The sequence below is a fragment of the Agarivorans sp. DSG3-1 genome (assembly GCF_046774965.1).
Classification (GTDB): domain Bacteria; phylum Pseudomonadota; class Gammaproteobacteria; order Enterobacterales; family Celerinatantimonadaceae; genus Agarivorans.
Map to the genome: position 1 here is coordinate 3,511,212 of NZ_CP177241.1, position 17,569 is coordinate 3,528,780.

The 17,569-nt window shown below is 42.4% G+C and carries 18 protein-coding genes; 3 read left to right on the plus strand and 15 right to left on the minus strand.

The features are described from left to right. Positions 1-51: 51 nt before the first annotated feature. From ACLD71_RS16245 to ACLD71_RS16260, 4 genes are all read right to left on the minus strand, one after another. Positions 52-810 carry an amino acid ABC transporter ATP-binding protein gene (locus ACLD71_RS16245; RefSeq protein ID WP_137673210.1) on the minus strand — a complete coding sequence of 253 codons (759 nt, stop codon included), beginning with the start codon at positions 808-810 and terminating at the stop codon, positions 52-54. Between the two features lie 14 nt (positions 811-824). Continuing rightward, entirely contained in the window at positions 825-1,916 is a 1,092-nt protein-coding gene (locus ACLD71_RS16250; protein WP_137673209.1) for an amino acid ABC transporter permease, read from the minus strand. Between the two features lies 1 nt (position 1,917). Then, a complete protein-coding gene (locus tag ACLD71_RS16255; protein ID WP_137673208.1) occupies positions 1,918-3,114 on the minus strand; it encodes an amino acid ABC transporter permease in 1,197 nt (398 codons plus the stop codon). Positions 3,115-3,186: 72 nt separating this feature from the next. Next, positions 3,187-4,212 carry an amino acid ABC transporter substrate-binding protein gene (locus ACLD71_RS16260; RefSeq protein ID WP_137673207.1) on the minus strand — a complete coding sequence of 342 codons (1,026 nt, stop codon included), beginning with the start codon at positions 4,210-4,212 and terminating at the stop codon, positions 3,187-3,189. A gap of 511 nt (positions 4,213-4,723) precedes the next feature. On the opposite strand from ACLD71_RS16260, the gene cobB reads away from it, so the two are divergent. Together cobB and ACLD71_RS16270 are read left to right on the plus strand one after the other, a co-directional pair. Continuing rightward, positions 4,724-5,449 (plus strand): Sir2 family NAD+-dependent deacetylase, encoded by a 726-nt coding sequence (cobB, locus tag ACLD71_RS16265; protein WP_303509039.1) that lies wholly within the window; start codon positions 4,724-4,726, stop codon positions 5,447-5,449. After that, positions 5,446-6,207 (plus strand): glucosaminidase domain-containing protein, encoded by a 762-nt coding sequence (locus ACLD71_RS16270; RefSeq protein ID WP_411991355.1) that lies wholly within the window; start codon positions 5,446-5,448, stop codon positions 6,205-6,207. Before cobB ends, ACLD71_RS16270 begins: the two co-directional genes overlap by 4 nt. Positions 6,208-6,210: 3 nt before the next feature. Here ACLD71_RS16270 and ttcA read toward each other — a convergent pair whose 3' ends face one another. The 11 genes from ttcA to ccoN all read right to left on the minus strand — a co-directional run bounded on the left by ttcA (position 6,211) and on the right by ccoN (position 16,032). Beyond that, positions 6,211-7,107 carry a tRNA 2-thiocytidine(32) synthetase TtcA gene (gene ttcA, locus ACLD71_RS16275; RefSeq protein WP_411991356.1) on the minus strand — a complete coding sequence of 299 codons (897 nt, stop codon included), beginning with the start codon at positions 7,105-7,107 and terminating at the stop codon, positions 6,211-6,213. 80 nt (positions 7,108-7,187) lie between these two features. Then, a complete protein-coding gene (gene uspE, locus ACLD71_RS16280) occupies positions 7,188-8,120 on the minus strand; it encodes a universal stress protein UspE (RefSeq protein WP_137673203.1) in 933 nt (310 codons plus the stop codon). 135 nt (positions 8,121-8,255) lie between these two features. Continuing rightward, positions 8,256-9,002 (minus strand): FNR family transcription factor, encoded by a 747-nt coding sequence (locus tag ACLD71_RS16285; protein ID WP_137673202.1) that lies wholly within the window; start codon positions 9,000-9,002, stop codon positions 8,256-8,258. Between the two features lie 68 nt (positions 9,003-9,070). Next, the gene (locus tag ACLD71_RS16290; protein WP_137673201.1) at positions 9,071-9,736 is read right to left on the minus strand and encodes a sulfite exporter TauE/SafE family protein; all 666 of its coding nucleotides are present in this window, start codon (positions 9,734-9,736) and stop codon (positions 9,071-9,073) included. Next, positions 9,720-9,899 (minus strand): cbb3-type cytochrome oxidase assembly protein CcoS, encoded by a 180-nt coding sequence (ccoS, locus tag ACLD71_RS16295; RefSeq protein WP_137673200.1) that lies wholly within the window; start codon positions 9,897-9,899, stop codon positions 9,720-9,722. The genes ACLD71_RS16290 and ccoS overlap by 17 nt, the downstream gene beginning before the upstream one ends. Further along, complete coding sequence (locus ACLD71_RS16300) at positions 9,896-12,283, minus strand: heavy metal translocating P-type ATPase (RefSeq protein WP_411991357.1); 2,388 nt, start codon at positions 12,281-12,283, stop codon at positions 9,896-9,898. Before ACLD71_RS16300 ends, ccoS begins: the two co-directional genes overlap by 4 nt. Next, a complete protein-coding gene (locus ACLD71_RS16305) occupies positions 12,273-12,755 on the minus strand; it encodes a FixH family protein (protein WP_303509058.1) in 483 nt (160 codons plus the stop codon). The genes ACLD71_RS16300 and ACLD71_RS16305 overlap by 11 nt, the downstream gene beginning before the upstream one ends. An 81-nt stretch (positions 12,756-12,836) precedes the next feature. Continuing rightward, a complete protein-coding gene (gene ccoP, locus ACLD71_RS16310; protein ID WP_411991358.1) occupies positions 12,837-13,805 on the minus strand; it encodes a cytochrome-c oxidase, cbb3-type subunit III in 969 nt (322 codons plus the stop codon). Then, the gene (locus ACLD71_RS16315; RefSeq protein ID WP_137673196.1) at positions 13,802-13,984 is read right to left on the minus strand and encodes a cbb3-type cytochrome oxidase subunit 3; all 183 of its coding nucleotides are present in this window, start codon (positions 13,982-13,984) and stop codon (positions 13,802-13,804) included. The genes ccoP and ACLD71_RS16315 overlap by 4 nt, the downstream gene beginning before the upstream one ends. A 10-nt stretch (positions 13,985-13,994) precedes the next feature. Then, positions 13,995-14,597, minus strand: a complete 603-nt coding sequence (gene ccoO / locus ACLD71_RS16320) for a cytochrome-c oxidase, cbb3-type subunit II (RefSeq protein WP_137673195.1) — start codon at positions 14,595-14,597, stop codon at positions 13,995-13,997. A 1-nt stretch (position 14,598) separates the two neighbouring features. Next, positions 14,599-16,032: a cytochrome-c oxidase, cbb3-type subunit I gene (gene ccoN, locus ACLD71_RS16325; RefSeq protein ID WP_411991359.1), complete on the minus strand. Its 1,434-nt coding sequence runs from the start codon at positions 16,030-16,032 to the stop codon at positions 14,599-14,601. Positions 16,033-16,526: 494 nt separating this feature from the next. On the opposite strand from ccoN, the gene ACLD71_RS16330 reads away from it, so the two are divergent. Further along, complete coding sequence (locus ACLD71_RS16330; RefSeq protein WP_137673193.1) at positions 16,527-17,558, plus strand: HD-GYP domain-containing protein; 1,032 nt, start codon at positions 16,527-16,529, stop codon at positions 17,556-17,558. The last annotated feature ends 11 nt before the right edge of the window (positions 17,559-17,569 follow it).

Sequence of the window (17,569 nt, forward strand, 5' to 3'; positions counted from 1 at the left end):
TTAATAAAAAAGGAAGCCAATTGGCTTCCTTTCTTTTTATCTGTTTACTAACTAGTGATTTAAGATCTGGCTTAAGAATAGTTTAGTACGATCAGATTTTGGGTTCTCAAAGAACTGAACTGGTTCGTTCTCTTCAATAATTTCCCCTCTGTCCATAAAGATAACCCGATCTGCAACCTGCTTAGCAAAGCCCATTTCGTGGGTTACACAAAGCATGGTCATCCCTTCATTCGCTAACTCCACCATTACATCTAACACTTCTCTTACCATTTCAGGATCAAGAGCAGAAGTTGGCTCATCAAACAACATGATAGATGGGTTCATACATAAACTGCGAGCAATCGCTACACGCTGCTGTTGACCACCAGAGAGTTGACCTGGGTACTTGTCAGCTTGTTCTGGAATTTTAACTCGCTCTAAGTATTTCATCGCAGTTGCTTCGGCCTCTGCTTTGGGGATTTTTTTAACCCAAATTGGCGCTAAACAACAGTTTTGCAATACCGTGAGATGTGGAAATAAGTTGAAGTGTTGAAAACACATACCTACGTCACTTCGCACTAATTCAATACTTTTTAAATCACTTTGTAATTCAGTACCGTTTACAATTATGTCGCCTTTTTGATGTTCTTCTAGGCGGTTAATACAACGAATCATTGTTGACTTGCCGGAGCCCGATGGGCCACAGATAACAATTTTTTCGCCTTTGGCTACCGTTAAGTCTAAGTCTTTAAGTACGTGGAACTCGCCGTACCATTTGTTCATTCCCTTAAGTTGAATTACCACCTCAGGGCTTGCTTGATTAGAAGTCATTTAAAATTTCCTTATTAATGTCCTGTGTGTAGTTTCTTCTCGAGATGGATCGAATAGCGAGACATGCTGAAACAGAACACCCAAAAAACAAAAGCGATAAATACATACATTTCGGTAGAAAAACCAAGCCAAGCCGGGTCAGCTAGAGCTGATTGACCGATAGCCAATAAATCGAATAACCCAATTACCAGTACCAAACTAGTATCCTTAAACAAGGCTATAAAGGTATTAACGATTGACGGAATAGTAATTTTTAACGCTTGTGGCAGAATAATTAAACCCATAGATTGCCAGTAACTCAAGCTAAGCGCTTCACCTGCCTCGTACTGACCTTTAGGAATTGCTTGTAAACCACCACGAATTACCTCTGCCATATAAGCTGACTGGAACATAATAATGCCAATCATCGCTCGAGCTAGTTTGTTGAAATCAACTTCCGCGCCAACAAACAGCGGTAACATAACCGATGCCATAAACAATACGGTAATAAGAGGCACAGCCCGCCAAAACTCAATGTAGATAGTACAAAAGCTTCGTACTATTGGCATATGAGAGCGTCGACCTAAAGCCAATAAAATACCGATTGGAAGAGCTGCAACAATACCCACGATAGCCAATACTAGCGTTAGCATTAAGCCACCCCATTGATGGGTTTCTACTTTAGGTAAACCGAAGGAGTCACCTAACAATAAGAAGAACACAATAATTGGGTATATAAACAAGCTGAATAATGCAATTTTAGGTTTGTGAGGTGTTTTCTCGTAAACCAAGGCTGCAATTAGAATCAAGAAGGTAACAAATACCAAATCAACTCTCCAGCGCTCAGCAGAAGGATAGAATCCGTAGATTAACTGAGAAAATCGGTCTGCGACGAATACCCAACATGCGCCGTCACTGGTACAAGCTTCTCGACTATCCCCAATCCAATCGGCTTGCAAAAACGCCCACTGAATAGCCGAGGCTAAAGGTGGAATAATTAAGTACAAGATGAAAAGGGTAAATAGGCTATTAAGCCAAGAAGAAAACAGATTTTTCTTTAACCAGCCCACAAAGCCAACACTGAGGTTTGGTGGCGCTAGATCAGGTTTGAATTGATGTACTGACATATTAACGCTCCACCAAAGCCATTTTCTTGTTGTAGATATTCATCAAGATTGAAGTAGCAATACTAATGGTGAGATAAACCGCCATGGTTAGCGCAATAACTTCAATCGCTTGACCTGTTTGATTTAAGGTTGTTCCCATAAATACTGATACTAAATCCGGATAACCAATTGCTGTAGCTAACGATGAGTTTTTGGTTAAGTTTAGATATTGGCTGGTGAGCGGAGGAATAATCACCCGCATTGCCTGTGGAATAATCACCAGTTTTAAGGCTTGAGTTCTGGTTAAGCCTAAAGACTCAGCCGCCTCACTCTGACCTTTACTTACGGCCAAAATACCAGATCGAACAATCTCTGCTATAAAAGCTGCGGTGTAAAAAGTAAGAGCGACTAATAAAGCGGCTAACTCTGGAATAATTACCATACCACCACGGAAGTTAAAGCCCTTTAATGCTGGGTACTCTAAGCCAATTGGCGAGCCCATTAAAAAGAATACAACCGTAGGCACCAAGATAATCATTGCTGCAGAAACAGAAAAAATAGGGAAGGGTTGACCAGTAAGCATTTGACGCTTTTTAGCCCACTTGGCTAAAACAAAAGAGCCAATAATTGCCAAAATAAAACTAATGACAACGATATTAGCGCCCGACTCCATAATGGGCCCTGGCATGTAAAGGCCACGCACGTTCAAAAACACCGCTTCACCAATGCTAAGACTTTGCTTAGGACTAGGCAGTGCTCTAAGTACCGCAAAGTACCAAAAGAATATTTGTAAAAGTAAAGGAATGTTACGCAGAGTTTCAATGTAAACGGTGGCAACTTTAGAAACCAACCAGTTTTGCGACAGGCGTGCTATACCCATAATGAAACCAAGAATAGTGGCAAATATAATACCCAGTACAGATATTAGAATTGTGTTTAACAAGCCAACTAAAAAAGTGCGCCCAAACGTGTGACTTTCGTCATATTCGACCAATGACTGAATAATACCGAAACCTGCAGTTTGGTTCATAAAACCAAAACCGGTCGTAATACCACGTTGTTCTAAGTTAAAAAGAGCGTTACTGATGATGTAGAAAAAGAAACCAATAACACCAATAACAACGAGAATTTGGAAAACTAGCGCTCTTACGTTGGGATCAAACCAGATCTTACGAAGACTATTTGCTGAGTTATCCTTTGAGGAAGGATGGGCAGCCATATAATGTAACCTAGTAGTGTAGGATTAAAACGGAAGAGAGCAGGGCAAGCCCTGCTCTTTTAAGAGTAGAAATTAACGAATAGGTGGAGCGTATTGGAAACCACCGTCTTTCCATAGTGCGTTAACACCACGAGCGATACCAAGCGGAGAGCTAGTACCTACGTTTTTCTCGAAAGACTCGCCGTAGCTACCAACTTGCTTAACAATGTTGTAGCCCCATTTGTCATCTAAGCCTAAACCTTTACCTTTAGGGCCTTCTAAACCTAAGATACGGCGTACGTTAGGGTTAGTAGATTTAAGCATGTCGTCTGCGTTTGCAGAGCTTAAGCCATATTCTTCTGCATTGATCATGGCGAATAAAGACCATTTAACAATGTTTAGCCATTGATCATCGCCTTGACGAACAACCGGACCTAAAGGCTCTTTAGAAATAATTTCAGGCAATACCATTGCGCTGTCTGGCTTAGCTAGTTTGATACGCAGTGCATAAAGTTGCGATTGGTCTGAGGTTAAAACATCACAACGGCCAGCTTCGAAACCTTTTACTGTTTGGTCTGAGGTATCAAATACTACAGGCGTGTATTTCATACCATGCTCACGGAAGTAATCCGCTAAGTTTAGTTCGGTAGTGGTACCAGATTGGATACATACTGCAGCGCCATCTAATTCTTTAGCTGAAGACACACCGAGCTCTTTGCTAACCATAAAGCCTTGGCCGTCATAATAGTTAACACCAGCAAAATTCAAACCTAGTGAACTGTCGCGGGTTAGCGTCCAAGTAGTGTTACGAGAAAGAATGTCGATTTCACCAGACTGCAGTGCAGTGAAACGCTCTTTTGCAGTAAGGGGAGTATATTTAACTTTAGAAGCATCGCCTAGAACGGCGGCGGCTACTGCGCGACAAACGTCTACATCTAGACCTTGCCAATTTCCGTCAGCATCTGGGTTTGAGAAACCAGGCAAGCCGGTACTAACGCCACATTGTAAGAAACCTTTACTTTTTACGTTGTCTAACGTGCCATCAGCAGCGCTAGCATTTGCTGCGAAAGCTAAGGCTACAGCAGCTACCGCAGCTTTAATATGCGTGTTTTTTAACATGTTTTCTTCCCTGTACAGTTTGTCTTTATATTGTGGGTTGAACGGCTCTATATTCAATCAAGAGCCAAAACCAGAGCCAATAACAACATAAACATTCAAATATTGGGTGTCAACATTATTGTAACACCGCAATCACAACAGAATGCCGAATAACTGACCACTGGCGCAAAACTATTCAATATAATTGAATATAGTATCAAGCAGCAGTATCCGTAGGCTTTTTATCGTTTTCTTGCGCTAGATCAAGATTAGCACAGCTACAGATAATTCCCTGATTTAGTTAGCTTAAAAGTAGCAAAAGCGAGATATGTCGCAAAAGTTTAATTTAGATTAACTATGCGGTCAGACAAACTAGATATTTGTGGCTCTGTCGAGAATCATTCTAGATAAAATGTTAACAGTTAGTAACTTTTAAGCCATGTTTGTCACATTACAACTTAAGTAGAATGGGGACTTATGCTGACTTAATATATATTTATAGAGCTTTCTATTCGATTTTGAACAAAAGAAGATGAATATGAAAAAAAATGTGATTGTTTTGACCGGAGCAGGGGTTTCTGCTGAATCAGGAATTCAAACTTTCCGTGATTCAGATGGTTTGTGGGAAAAGCATCGCGTAGAAGATGTCGCAACTCCAGAGGCTTATCAACGAGCTCCTGATTTTGTCGATCAATTCTATAATCTGCGTCGCCAACAGCTTCAAAGTAGTAAGGTTCAGCCAAATGCAGCGCACTTCGCGCTTGCCGAGCTAGAGCAACAAGATGATATAGAACTACTAGTTATCACCCAAAATATTGATGACTTGCACGAACGTGCCGGCAGCAAGAATGTGTTGCATATGCATGGTGAGCTATTAAAGGCACGCTGCCCAATGTCTAATCAAACCACCAATTGGAAAGGCGACTTAGGTGCAGAGGTATTGTGTACATGTTGTCAGTTTCCTACTCGACTAAGACCGCATGTTGTGTGGTTTGGCGAAATGCCTATTGGCCTAGACAAGATTTACCATCGACTTAATCACTGTGATATATTTATTGCCATTGGTACCTCGGGACATGTGTTTCCGGCGGGTGGTTTTGTTCATGAAGCTGCAAGCCATGACGCAAGAACCATTGAACTCAATCTTGAGCCCTCTGAAATGCAAAGCGAATTCGCAGAGCGTCATTACGGCCCAGCGAGTGAGTTAGTTCCTAACTTCTTGCAAGAATTAACCACAGAAATAAGAGCAACTACTTGAATAAATTTTTACTTATAGGCTTGTTTTCAAGCCTTATCATCGCTTGCGATCACACACCAAAAAAGACTTCACCCATCATTAGTTACGCACCGCTACCTGCTTTTGAAGAATTTACCGACGTTAATCAAAAGAAGCAGCAATTTACTCAATACATTTTACCACTGATAAAAGCAAGTAATCAGCAAATACTTAAGCAACGTAATCAACTGGTTTCCTTCAATAGCAAGATAGCGAATAGCAAATTAAGCAAAAAACAACACAAGATTTTAGTTGAGTTAGCTGAAGATTATCGGGTTGATACCACCCTTGGTGATAAGCAAATCATCACTGAGCTACTAACCAAAATAGACGTTGTGCCTCCTGCCTTAGTGTTAGCTCAAGCTGCTAACGAGTCAGCATGGGGAACGTCAAGATTTGCGAAAGAAGGAAATAATTTGTTTGGTCAATGGTGTTACCAGAAAGGTTGTGGCTTAGTACCATTAAGCCGTGTTGACGGTGCCAACCATGAGGTACGTAAATTTGATAGTGTGTATCAGTCGGTAAATGCCTATATGAACAACCTCAACAGTCATCCTGCCTACCAAGCGTTAAGAGAACATCGCCAAATCGCTAGAACACGCGGCGAGATAGACGCAATCGAGCTAGCAAGTTTTCTTACTAGCTATTCTGAACGGGGTGAAGCCTACGTACACGAGCTCCAACAGATGATGAGAAGCAATAGATCTTTGTGGCCTTCTCACTTATCAGTGAGTTCTTAAGAACTAAAGCTCTACTATTTGAACTACCCCAGTCGTCTCTTTCATTGTCTGCTGGGGTTCTAACTCAGGTGCATCGAAACCAATATCACCGCCGTCAATTATGCCGCTATCTCGGTTAATAGATTTAAAGTCAAACTGTTGGTGATCGAGTAAATGAGATGGCACGACGTTTTGCACCGATCTAAACATTGATTCTACTCTTCCTGGAAAACGCTTTTCCCAGTCATTCAACATTTGTTTAATTGCCTGACGCTGCAGGTTTTCTTGAGAGCCGCAAAGGTTACACGGAATAATAGGGAATTCTTTTACCTCAGCGTATTTTTCCATATCGGCCTCTTTACAGTAGGCCATTGGACGAATCACGACATGTTTCCCATCGTCACTGACTAACTTAGGTGGCATGGTTTTTAGTTTACCGCCATGAAACATGTTTAAGAATAGGGTTTCTAATATATCGTCTCTATGGTGGCCTAGTGCAATTTTGGTGGCGCCTAGTTCGGTAGCGGTACGGTACAAAATACCGCGGCGTAAACGAGAACATAAAGAACAGGTCGTTTTACCTTCAGGGATTTTGTCTTTTACAATTGAGTAGGTATCTTCTTGCACAATTTGGTATTCAATACCTAAGTTATCTAGGTATTCAGGCAAAATATGCTCTGGGAAGCCAGGTTGTTTTTGGTCAAGGTTAACGGCAATAACGTTAAAGCTTATTGGTGCGTGGGCTTTTAGATGCAGCAAAATGTCTAACATTGCGTAACTGTCTTTACCGCCAGACAAACACACCATTACTTTATCGCCTTCTTCAATCATATTGTAGTCAGCTATCGCTTGGCCTACATGTCGACGAATTCGCTTATGAAGTTTGTTTTGGTTGTATTGTTGTTTAGATGTAACTGACATTTTGAGTTCCCAATAAAAAAGCGGGGCTATTATATAACCCCGCCTTGCTTAAGCAATCTTTTCCCTTAGCTTAAACGGATCTATTTTTGGAAAGGACTAACAAAGTTTTGTGGTTTCAATGCCAGTAAATCGCAGTCTAATTGATCAATAACGTGCTCAGCGGTATTACCTATTAATGCTGCGCTAAAACCGCTTCGACCAGACGTACCCAAAATAACTATATCTGCACCAATCTCATTGGCCACTTCGGGAATCACATCATCGGGTAAGCCTTCTTCGAGGTGGCTAGTGACTTCTTGCCCAAACTGTTCAGCCACAAATTTATTCAGGGCTTCTTTATGGTATTCCATAACATTTTTGTTGTACTTGAGAGGGTCGAAATCAGGCAGTTCTATGGCAATATTTACCGGGGCTGCGGGATAGGCTGTAACAATATGGGGAGTGGCAGATAGTAACCGGCATAAATCCTTAGCTTCTTGAGCAATTCGCACATTGAGTTTGTGGTGCTCTTCGTCCTCTGCTCCTGCGTGAATCGCTGCAACAATCTTACCTGCTGTTGGCCAATCATGGTCTTTAACCATTAGCACTGGTGTTGGACACTTACGTAAAATGTGCCAATCGTTGGGGGTAAAGATTATTGATTGCAGTGTAGGGTGAGGGTGGGTGGCTTTAACCACAAGGTCGTGACCAAAATCGAGAACTTCTTCTATAACACTTTCATAGAGTCGGTTATTCCACACTACCTTGATTTCTATCTCTAGGCCTGCGGTATCTGTTGCCGCGATAACTTCGTTCAACCAGACTTTACGTTCGTCTATTACGCCAGAGCGCATGGCTTCTCGCTCTTCGCCAGATAACATTGACGTCATCTCGTAAGAGAAGTCATAAATGGTGAGTAGAGCTTTGATTTTTGCTTGGTCTTCTTTCTGTGCTAAAAACACAGCCCGAGACAAAGCCGCCTGAGTGTCGTGCAGGGGGTCAATGACCACTAAAATATTACGATACTTAATCATAAAGCAGCTCCTAGAATGTTCTGGAATAGCTACTTAACTTTAGCTCAATTTGGAAGGAATAAATCTGACTTAGTTAACACTGACCCAAGTTTTTTATCATAGCTTGATGTAAATCAGGTCAGTGTTATTAATCACTTAGGTAGCTTTAGCGCCAGCTAACTGACGAAGGGATTCGCGGTCGGTAATTGAAATATACTTACCTTTAACCGCAATCATATCGGCTTTTTGGAAACGGCCTAACAAACGTGAAATAGTTTCTACTGTTAAACCTAAGTAATTACCGATATCACCACGCGTCATGGTAAGGCGAAACTCTCTCGGAGAGAAACCACGCTCTGAGAAGCGCTGCGATAAACCATAGATAAATGCGGCTAAACGCTCTTCAGCATTTTTCTTACTGAGTAACAAAATCATCTCTTGGTCAGCGACAATCTCGTTGCTCATTAAACGCATCATTTGGCGACGAAGTTTAGGCATACTTGCCGACAAATCATCCATCGTATCAAAAGGGATTTCACATACCATCGACGTTTCAAGGGCTTGTGCAAAACTAGGGTGTACTTGGTTATTGATAGCGTCGAAGCCAACTAAATCGCCAGCTAAATGAAAACCAGTGATTTGCTCATCACCTTGTTCAGTAATGGTGTACGACTTAATGGTGCCTGAACGTATCGCGTATAAGCTTTTAAGTTTATCGCCAGCAGCAAAAATTTCTTCGCCTTTTTGAATAGGCTTTTTACGCTCAATAATACTGTCTAAACGATCTAGCTCAGTTTCATTTAAAGAAAATGGAATACACAATTGTGCAATGCTGCAATCTTGACAATGGATTTCACATCCACCAGTTTGGATTCTTTGACTAGCTTTTGGGTTAATGCTCATACTCAAACTATGCTATAGGAGTTCGAGGCAATTCTACTCTTTATAGAGGTATTTTTCTAGCGCTATTGCTACAACAATGTAACAACCTGATAGATCCCTAGAGCAAAAACACTAAGTCCAGAAACAATCTGTAGCTTACGGTTGTTTAACAAGTGGCTAAGTTTTTGACCAAGCATCACCGAGAGCAACATAACGCTAAAAGTACCCAGCCCAAAGCTAAACATCACCGCAGCACCGCTTTGCCAGCTAGCTTGGCTAGCACTTAAGGTTAAAGTGGAGTACACCAACCCGCAGGGTAACCACCCCCATAACAAACCTAAAGGAACGCAAGCCAAGGGATGGTTTAAACTGAGAAATTTACTCGCGGTGGGTTGGATTTCGTTCCATAACACTTTACCAGCAGCCTCTAATGGGGTGAGTACAGACCACCACCGGGTGAGGTGAATACCTAACAAAATTAACATTAACGCAGCAAGCCACTGGAGGCTAACTAGCAAGTGTAGTGATTTGTGTATTTGCCCAATAGCCTGGATTGAACCAGACACTATCGCACCCGCAATTGCGTAACTCACTATTCGTCCAAGGTTGAAGCCAACGCTGACCAAAAACTTTGAGGACGAATTTTCAACTCTGCTACCAAGAACACAGGCAATACCACCACACATAGCAATGCAATGCGTGGCACCTAATAAACCGGTGATAAAAGCGGCCGCGTAATCAGTTTGGAGTATCATCTTTAACCGATTTAGTGTCTTGGCCTTTTTCGTCAAACAAAATGTTTACGCCTTGGCGATCTAGGTCTTCAAACTGTTCACTTTTGACTGCCCAGAAAAAAATACCAATTCCAATACACACAAAAACAAGGGCAATAGGAATTAACACAAAAATTATGCTCATCGCTTATTCAACCTTAGTGAGTTAGTTAACACCGCTAGCGAAGACAAAGACATACCAATTGCTGCCATATAAGGTGTCACAATACCCGACACCGCCAAGGGCAATATCAGGGCATTATAACCTAAAGCCCATGCCAAGTTCTGAGCGATAATTTTTTTGGTTTTTTTAGCCAAATCTATAGCATTTAACAAAGTACTTAGCTTACTGCCGAGAAGGACTGCATCGGCACTAGATTTTGCAATGTCGGTACCTAAACCCATAGCGATAGATAAAGGTGCAGACGCGAGCACAGGCCCGTCATTTACGCCGTCGCCAAGCATTAGCAAATGTGGAGTGCTGGTGACTTTATGTTTTACCACATCAAGTTTTTGCTGAGGTAACGCGCCACTAGAAACGTCGGTGATACTCAGTTGATTGGCAACAAATTCCACTTGTGCAGACTCATCACCAGTAAGCATCGACAAACTAATATCTCTTTGTTTTAAGCCTTTAGCGAATTCTATCGCATCACTTTTTATTAAGTCTGACAGATAAATCCTAGCCACTAACTGTGTGTTTACCAGTAACACTAATTCAAGCATACCTATGCGAGGTTGAGCAATTTGTTGGCAAAACTTAGCCTTTCCTAAAGTGAGCGAATGATTGTCTACCAAACCACTTAAGCCTAAACCGGTATGGTGCTCAATATTTGTTGCTTGTAACTTCTGAAAAGATTTAAACGCTAATGCTATGGGGTGAGAACTTTGACGCTCTAAGGCACCAACATATTCAAGAACTGTCTCCTTATCGTAGCCCTTGTAACACTCTAGTTCTTGGATCTGCAATCGACCTTCGGTGAGCGTGCCGGTTTTGTCTGACACAACAGCTTGTAACTTAGCCAAGCTTTCTAGCACGTGGCCACGTTTTACTAATAGGCCGTTTTTTGACAAATTATGAGTAGCAGCCGTTAGTGCTGCTGGGGTAGCCAACGATAGGGCGCAAGGGCAAGTTGCAACCAATACTGCTAAGGTGATCCAAAAAGCGTCTTCAGGTGAATGAAAATGCCAATATGTGTAGGTGAGGGCAGCAATAACCAATAAGCCAAACACAAAATAGCGAGCCACGCCGTCTGCTATAGTGGCTATTTTCGGCTTTTCACTCTGCGCTTGTTCTTGCAGGCGCATAATGTTGGCGATAAAGGTGTTTTGTGAAACGGCTTCAACGGCTAAATGTACAGTCTGTTCGTGGTTAATGGTGCCAGCAAACACGCGATCGCCTATCGACTTAACAATGGGTAAGCTTTCTCCCGTTAAAGAGGATTCATCAAATTCACTTTCACCAAAGCTAATCTGGCCATCAGCGGGCACGGTTTCCCCAGGTAAAATAACGATAAGGTCACCGGATTTAAGCTGGCTGGCCGCTACACGCTGCTGTTTGCCGTCTTTATTTAGTTTTAAAGCCAGTTTGGGAATAAGCTTAAGCATGTTTGAACTGGTTTCACTGGCTTTTCGCCGAGCCCGTAACTCTAGCAATCTTCCTAATAACAATAAGAAGGTAAACATTGAAACCGATTCGAAATAGACTTCACCCGTACCTCTTACAGTTGCATATAACGACGCGCTATAGGCCCCTAGTAGTGCAATAGAAACTGGGACATCCATGTTTAGGGTTTTCGCTTTTATGCTTCTATACGCACCAAAATAGAAAGGCTGCGCAGAAAAAAGTAGAACGGGCGTGGCCATAATCAGGCTCACCCAACGAAAGTAATCTCGGTAAATCACTTCCATTTCGTCAAACAGATCACCATAAAGAGCAATCGCAAACATCATCACTTGCATGGTGGCTAAGCCAGCGACACCAAGCTTTAACAAGTGGCTTCGATACAGCTTGCGATCTAATTCTTCTTGTTTGTCTGTTTGAAAAGGCGTGGCGTTGTAACCTAGGGTTTGAACGGTTTGCAGGAGCTGACTAAGCTTTACCTGTTTATCGTCCCACAACAAGGTGGCACGTTGAGTAGTGGAATTAACATGAATTTTCTGAACACCTTTAACATGCGAAAGCTGCTTTTCAATCAGCCATGCACATGCAGCACAAGCAATGCCCTCTATAGACAGCAGTACTTCTTTATAGGCGTCTGACTGAGCGACAAAGTCTAATTGAACACTCTCATCATCGTATTCCAACATTTTAGATAACGCGTCAGGGACCAAACCTTGAGCGCTGGGAGCTGCGGCGGTGCGGTGCTTGTAATAGTCTTCTAAGCCACTGTCGATAATGGTTTGGGCTACGGCGGCACAACCTTGGCAACACATGGGTTCCATTTTACCTAGAATAGGAACAGATAAGCTCAGACCTGCCGGAACAACTTCATTGCAATGAAAGCAAAGGTGTTTGTTACTTCCCATCAATCTCTTCTATGTTGTACAGCGGCAGTTGTAGCTCTTCTTGTAAACGCCAGCTGTCATCCATTGGACTGATGCGGATAAACCAGCGACCATTTTCATTTAAATCTTCACCAAACCTATATCGACCGGTAGCATCAGCGGTAACTACGTAACTGCGGTCGTTTCTCGCTAAGGTTTTATGGGCCAGTTCAACTTTAAGAGGTTGGTTTTTCAGTTCATCAGGTAAGGTCATATCTAACAATAAGCCGTTGTCTGTAGGTGACAACGCGGCTTTAACGCCTAACTGCTCTGCTTGTTGTATTAGTGACAAATCGGCATTAATCGCCTTACCTTTCTTATAATAAGACTCTACGACCATGTCATTGTCGGTGGTAGCAGCTATGTAAAATGTGGTTAAGCTAGCAACGACTGCAGCCATAGGTAACGCGATTAAAAACCACGGCCAAAATTGTTTGTACCAAGCTTGTTGCATGAGCTCTTACTTCCAAAAAGAGGGGGCTTAAATATAACAAAAAAAGCGACGCATAGGCGTCGCTTTTTATAAATTTTTAGTCTATTCGCTCTTAGAAAGCTGATACACATAGGCGGAAATAAGCTGAATCTTATCTTCTCCTAGAATATCCTTCCAAGCTGGCATTACGCCATTACGACCGTAACGAAGGGTATCTTCTACCGCTCTACGCGAACCACCGTATAACCAAATACCATTGGTTAAGTTGGGTGCACCTACTGCTTCGCTACCGGTGCCGTCTGCGCCATGACAGGCTGCACATACGGCAAACTGATTTTTACCTGCAGCTGCATCAATATCGTTAACTTTACGGCCTGAAAGACTCAGTACGTAAGCGGTGACTTCTTTTATTCCGTCGTCACCAAGTACTGCTTCCCATGCCGGCATTTGGCCTTGGCGACCATGCATTAAGCTTGCTTTAATCGCTTCGCCGCTGCCGCCGTATAACCAATCTCCGTCGGTTAGGTTAGGGAAGCCCTTACCACCGCGAGCGGCTGAACCGTGACATTGAGAACAGTTTTGTAGAAACAAACGTTGGCCGATTTTAATTGCATCAGGATCAACCGAGAGTTCTTCAACGCTGCGGTATTCTCCAGATTCGTTGTATGCAACCTTACGAAATACTTCTCCAAAACGTTGGTCGGCTTTTTCTACTTCACCTTGATATTGGTTGGCAACGGTACCGTCGTAAGCTGCCACACGTTCCTGGCCTTCTGCGATAGTCTTAATGCCCATCTCTGAGCTCTTCCAACCAAGGAAACCTTGCCAGTTGCCTAAACCTGGGTATGCGGCTAAGTAAATCAACGAGAAGATAATGGTGATAATGAACATATAAGACCACCACTTAGGAAGAGGGTTATTTAACTCCTCAATCCCGTCAAACTCGTGGCCCATCGATTCACCTTCTTTAACACCGGTGGTGTTTTTGTTACAAGCTCTCAGCAATAAGTAACAGCCTAAGATGCTTCCTAACGTTATTACGGTAACCCACACGCTCCAAAATGTGCTCATTTTTTCTGTGCTCCTTCAAATTCCTTTGTAGAGCTAGCTTTAGGCTCATCGGCAAAAACCAAATTCGCAGCTTCGCTAAAATCCTTTTTGCGTTTCTTGCTGTAGGCCCAGGCAAATATGCCAATAAAAATCGCCATTAAGAATGCAGTGTAGAGGCCGCTAAATGTACCAAAGTCCATAACTAACTCCTTATTTCAATGCTGTACCTAACACTTGTAAGTAGGCGATGAGTGCTTCCATTTCTGTTTTTCCTTCAACCGCTGCTGCTGCGCCTTCAACGTCAGCATCGGTATAAGGAACACCAAAGTGGTTTTTAAACAACGCCAATTTCTTACCAGTTAACGAGCCGTCTACCAAATTTTCCTCTAACCAAGGGAAACCAGGCATATTAGACTCAGGTACCACATCACGTGGATTAATCAGGTGAACACGATGCCACTCATCTGAATAACGTTGGCCTACACGAGCTAGATCAGGTCCAGTACGTTTAGAACCCCACAAGAAAGGATGTTCCCAAACGCTTTCACCGGCTACAGAGTAATGCCCGTAGCGCTCAGTTTCTGCGCGGAATGGACGAATCATTTGGCTATGACAGTTACTACAACCTTCGCGGATATAGATGTCTCGGCCTTCCATTTCTAATGCAGTGTAAGGAACTAAGCCGTCAACAGGTTCTGTTGTTTCAGGCTGGAAGATTAGCGGGGTGATTTGTGCTAAACCACCGAAGCTAATCGCGATAACAATTAAGATGGCAAGTAAGCCAACATTCTTTTCGATTAACTCGTGCTTCATGTTATGCCTCCTGAGCCTGTTCAATTGGTTCTAATGAGCCTTTCTCAGCAGTAATTGTTTTAAAGGCGTTATAGGCCATTACAAACATACCGGTTAAGAAGAACAAACCACCAACAAAACGAACGAAGTAGAATGGGTAAGAAGCCTGTAGTGACTCAACAAACGAGTAGGTTAAGGTACCGTCTTCGTTTACTGCGCGCCACATCAAACCTTGCATCACACCAGAAATCCACATTGCAACGATATATAGCACAACGCCAATAGTTGCTAACCAGAAGTGGGTGTTAATAAGCTTGGTGCTGTACATACGGCCTTGACCGAATAAAACAGGAATTAAGTGGTAAATACTACCAATAGACACCATTGCTACCCAACCAAGAGCACCAGAGTGAACGTGACCAACAGTCCAATCAGTGTAGTGTGATAAAGCATTTACGGTTTTAATTGCCATCATCGGGCCTTCGAAGGTAGACATACCGTAGAAAGACAATGAAACAATTAGGAATCGTAGAATAGGGTCATAGCGTAATTTATGCCACGCGCCAGACAAGGTCATAATACCGTTAATCATGCCACCCCAAGAAGGTGCGAATAAAATTAACGACATCACCATACCTAGTGACTGCGCCCAATCAGGTAACGCGGTGTAGTGTAAATGGTGAGGACCAGCCCAAATGTAAATAGATACAAGGGCCCAAAAGTGAACAATCGACAAACGGTAACTATAAACCGGACGACCTGCTTGCTTAGGAACGAAGTAGTACATCATCCCCAAGAAACCAGCGGTTAATAAGAATCCTACCGCGTTATGCCCATACCACCACTGCACCATAGCGTCTACAGCGCCAGCATAAATCGAGTACGATTTAGTCATGGTAAGTGGAATAGCAGCATTGTTTACAATGTGTAAAACAGCAACGGTGATGATAAAAGCACCAAAGAACCAGTTCGCCACGTAAATATGAGACGTTTTTCGCTTCACAATGGTACCGAAAAAGGCAATACCATAGGCAACCCAAACAACCGCAATGGCAATGCCAATAGGCCACTCAAGTTCAGCGTATTCTTTTGAGGTGGTAAAACCCATAGGCAAAGTAATTGCCGCAGATACAATAATTAAGTTCCAGCCCCAAAACACAAAGGAAGCGAGGGGGCCGCCAAATAGTCTTGTTTGACAGGTACGTTGTACCACGTAAAAAGAACATGCCATTAATGCACTGGTACCAAATGCAAAAATAACGGCGTTAGTGTGAAGGGGACGTAACCGGCTATAGGTTAGCCAAGGAGTATTGAAGTTAAGTGCAGGCCAGATCAATTGCGCAGCAATTAATACCCCAACACCCATGCCAACAATACCCCAAACAATGGTCATTACAGTGAACTGGCGTACAACCGTATAGTTGTAATCAGTTTCTGTGCTAGCTGCTTGGTTCATAAATACATGCTTCCGTTGCTATTATTATTTGTTTAAGCGAGTTAAATGCAGGTGCATCAACAACATGAAACGAATTGTTAGTCTACGTTACGTTTAGCGCTGTGTGGGCGAGTATAGCTGTAGGCTAACGGCGCGATCATACTTGATCGATTAGGCAAATAACAGATTGAAAAACTAGTTATTTGCATATCTCCGCTATATTTTTAACAATTTGTTTCCAAACGGCAAACCGCATTGATCAAGATCAATTATGGGGCATTAATTTACATTCGTATAACTTATTTTGCGACCTCGATATTACGCATTTATCTAGCCAAAGCCTTAAGTCCGCTGCACTAAAGGTATTCTTTCAATATTTTCATTATATCCTCAGTAAATGTTGAGGTTCTGTAAATCACTTGATTTGCAATTTAGTGTTATTAAAGTGTTGATTTTATGTCTATAGTTACTTTTATCTAAGAGGAAAATTGGCAGATTCGTAAACAAGGATTTTTATGGAAAACAGAGCCACCGTTCTCATCGTTGACGATACCCCTGAGAACATTGACGTATTAGCTGGCATTCTGCGTGAAGACTATAAGATACAAGTCGCTCGAAATGGCGACATGGCACTAAAAATTGTATCTAAAGCTAACAAGCCTGATTTAATCTTGCTCGACATCATGATGCCAGGCATAGACGGTTTTGAAGTATGTCGCCGCTTAAAAGACGATTTAACCACTCGCCATATTCCGGTGGTATTTGTTACCGCTAAAATTAGCCCCGCAGATGAACTCCATGGCTTAGAGTTAGGTGCTGTAGATTACATCACTAAACCTGTTAGTCCTCCGGTTGTTAAAGTAAGGGTAAAAACTCACTTAGCCTTATTTAACCAAAATAGAGAGCTAGACCGAAAAGTAAAAGAACAAACCGATGTAATTAACACCACCCGATTGCAAATCATTCAGCGTTTAGGGCGAGCAGCTGAATATAAAGACAATGAAACCGGCCTACATGTGATTCGAATGAGTCATTACTCCAAAATTTTAGGTATTGCGGCTGGCATGAGCGAACCTGATGCAGAAGTACTAATGAACGCAGCGCCCATGCACGACATTGGTAAAATTGGTATTCCCGATAGCGTATTACAAAAACCCGGAAAATTAGATGCCGACGAATGGGATATCATGCAAAGTCACGCGGTTATTGGCGGTGAAATTCTTGGTGAAGGAGACAGCTCAGAGTTACTCGATTTAGCCAAAACAGTGGCGTTAACCCATCATGAAAAATGGGATGGTAGCGGGTATCCAAATGGTTTGGCTGGAGAAGACATTCCTATTGTAGGCCGAATTGTAGCTATCGCAGACGTGTTTGACGCACTGACTTCTCAGCGACCTTACAAACAAGCCTGGCCAGTAGAAAAAGCAGTTGACCTATTAAAAAGCGAAGCTGGTACACATTTTGACCCAACACTCGTTCCTTTATTTATTGCAGCCTTACCAGAGATTCTGGAAATAAAAGCTAAGTTTGAAGAAAACCAAGATTAAGCTGTGGGATT

Bases quoted from the DNA above. Each gene is read 5' to 3' on its own strand.
- ACLD71_RS16305 (WP_303509058.1), bottom strand. From the start codon at position 12,755: ATGCAACAAGCTTGGTACAAACAATTTTGGCCGTGGTTTTTAATCGCG.
- ccoO (WP_137673195.1), bottom strand. From the start codon at position 14,597: ATGAAGCACGAGTTAATCGAAAAGAATGTTGGCTTACTTGCCATCTTA.
- ACLD71_RS16290 (WP_137673201.1), bottom strand. From the start codon at position 9,736: ATGATACTCCAAACTGATTACGCGGCCGCTTTTATCACCGGTTTATTA.
- uspE (WP_137673203.1), bottom strand. From the start codon at position 8,120: ATGATTAAGTATCGTAATATTTTAGTGGTCATTGACCCCCTGCACGAC.
- ACLD71_RS16250 (WP_137673209.1), bottom strand. From the start codon at position 1,916: ATGTCAGTACATCAATTCAAACCTGATCTAGCGCCACCAAACCTCAGT.
- ACLD71_RS16330 (WP_137673193.1), top strand. From the start codon at position 16,527: ATGGAAAACAGAGCCACCGTTCTCATCGTTGACGATACCCCTGAGAAC.
- ACLD71_RS16260 (WP_137673207.1), bottom strand. From the start codon at position 4,212: ATGTTAAAAAACACGCATATTAAAGCTGCGGTAGCTGCTGTAGCCTTA.
- ACLD71_RS16255 (WP_137673208.1), bottom strand. From the start codon at position 3,114: ATGGCTGCCCATCCTTCCTCAAAGGATAACTCAGCAAATAGTCTTCGT.
- ccoN (WP_411991359.1), bottom strand. From the start codon at position 16,032: ATGAACCAAGCAGCTAGCACAGAAACTGATTACAACTATACGGTTGTA.
- ACLD71_RS16300 (WP_411991357.1), bottom strand. From the start codon at position 12,283: ATGGGAAGTAACAAACACCTTTGCTTTCATTGCAATGAAGTTGTTCCG.
- ccoS (WP_137673200.1), bottom strand. From the start codon at position 9,899: ATGAGCATAATTTTTGTGTTAATTCCTATTGCCCTTGTTTTTGTGTGT.
- cobB (WP_303509039.1), top strand. From the start codon at position 4,724: ATGAATATGAAAAAAAATGTGATTGTTTTGACCGGAGCAGGGGTTTCT.
- ttcA (WP_411991356.1), bottom strand. From the start codon at position 7,107: ATGTCAGTTACATCTAAACAACAATACAACCAAAACAAACTTCATAAG.
- ACLD71_RS16285 (WP_137673202.1), bottom strand. From the start codon at position 9,002: ATGAGCATTAACCCAAAAGCTAGTCAAAGAATCCAAACTGGTGGATGT.
- ACLD71_RS16245 (WP_137673210.1), bottom strand. From the start codon at position 810: ATGACTTCTAATCAAGCAAGCCCTGAGGTGGTAATTCAACTTAAGGGA.
- ccoP (WP_411991358.1), bottom strand. From the start codon at position 13,805: ATGAGCACATTTTGGAGCGTGTGGGTTACCGTAATAACGTTAGGAAGC.
- ACLD71_RS16315 (WP_137673196.1), bottom strand. From the start codon at position 13,984: ATGGACTTTGGTACATTTAGCGGCCTCTACACTGCATTCTTAATGGCG.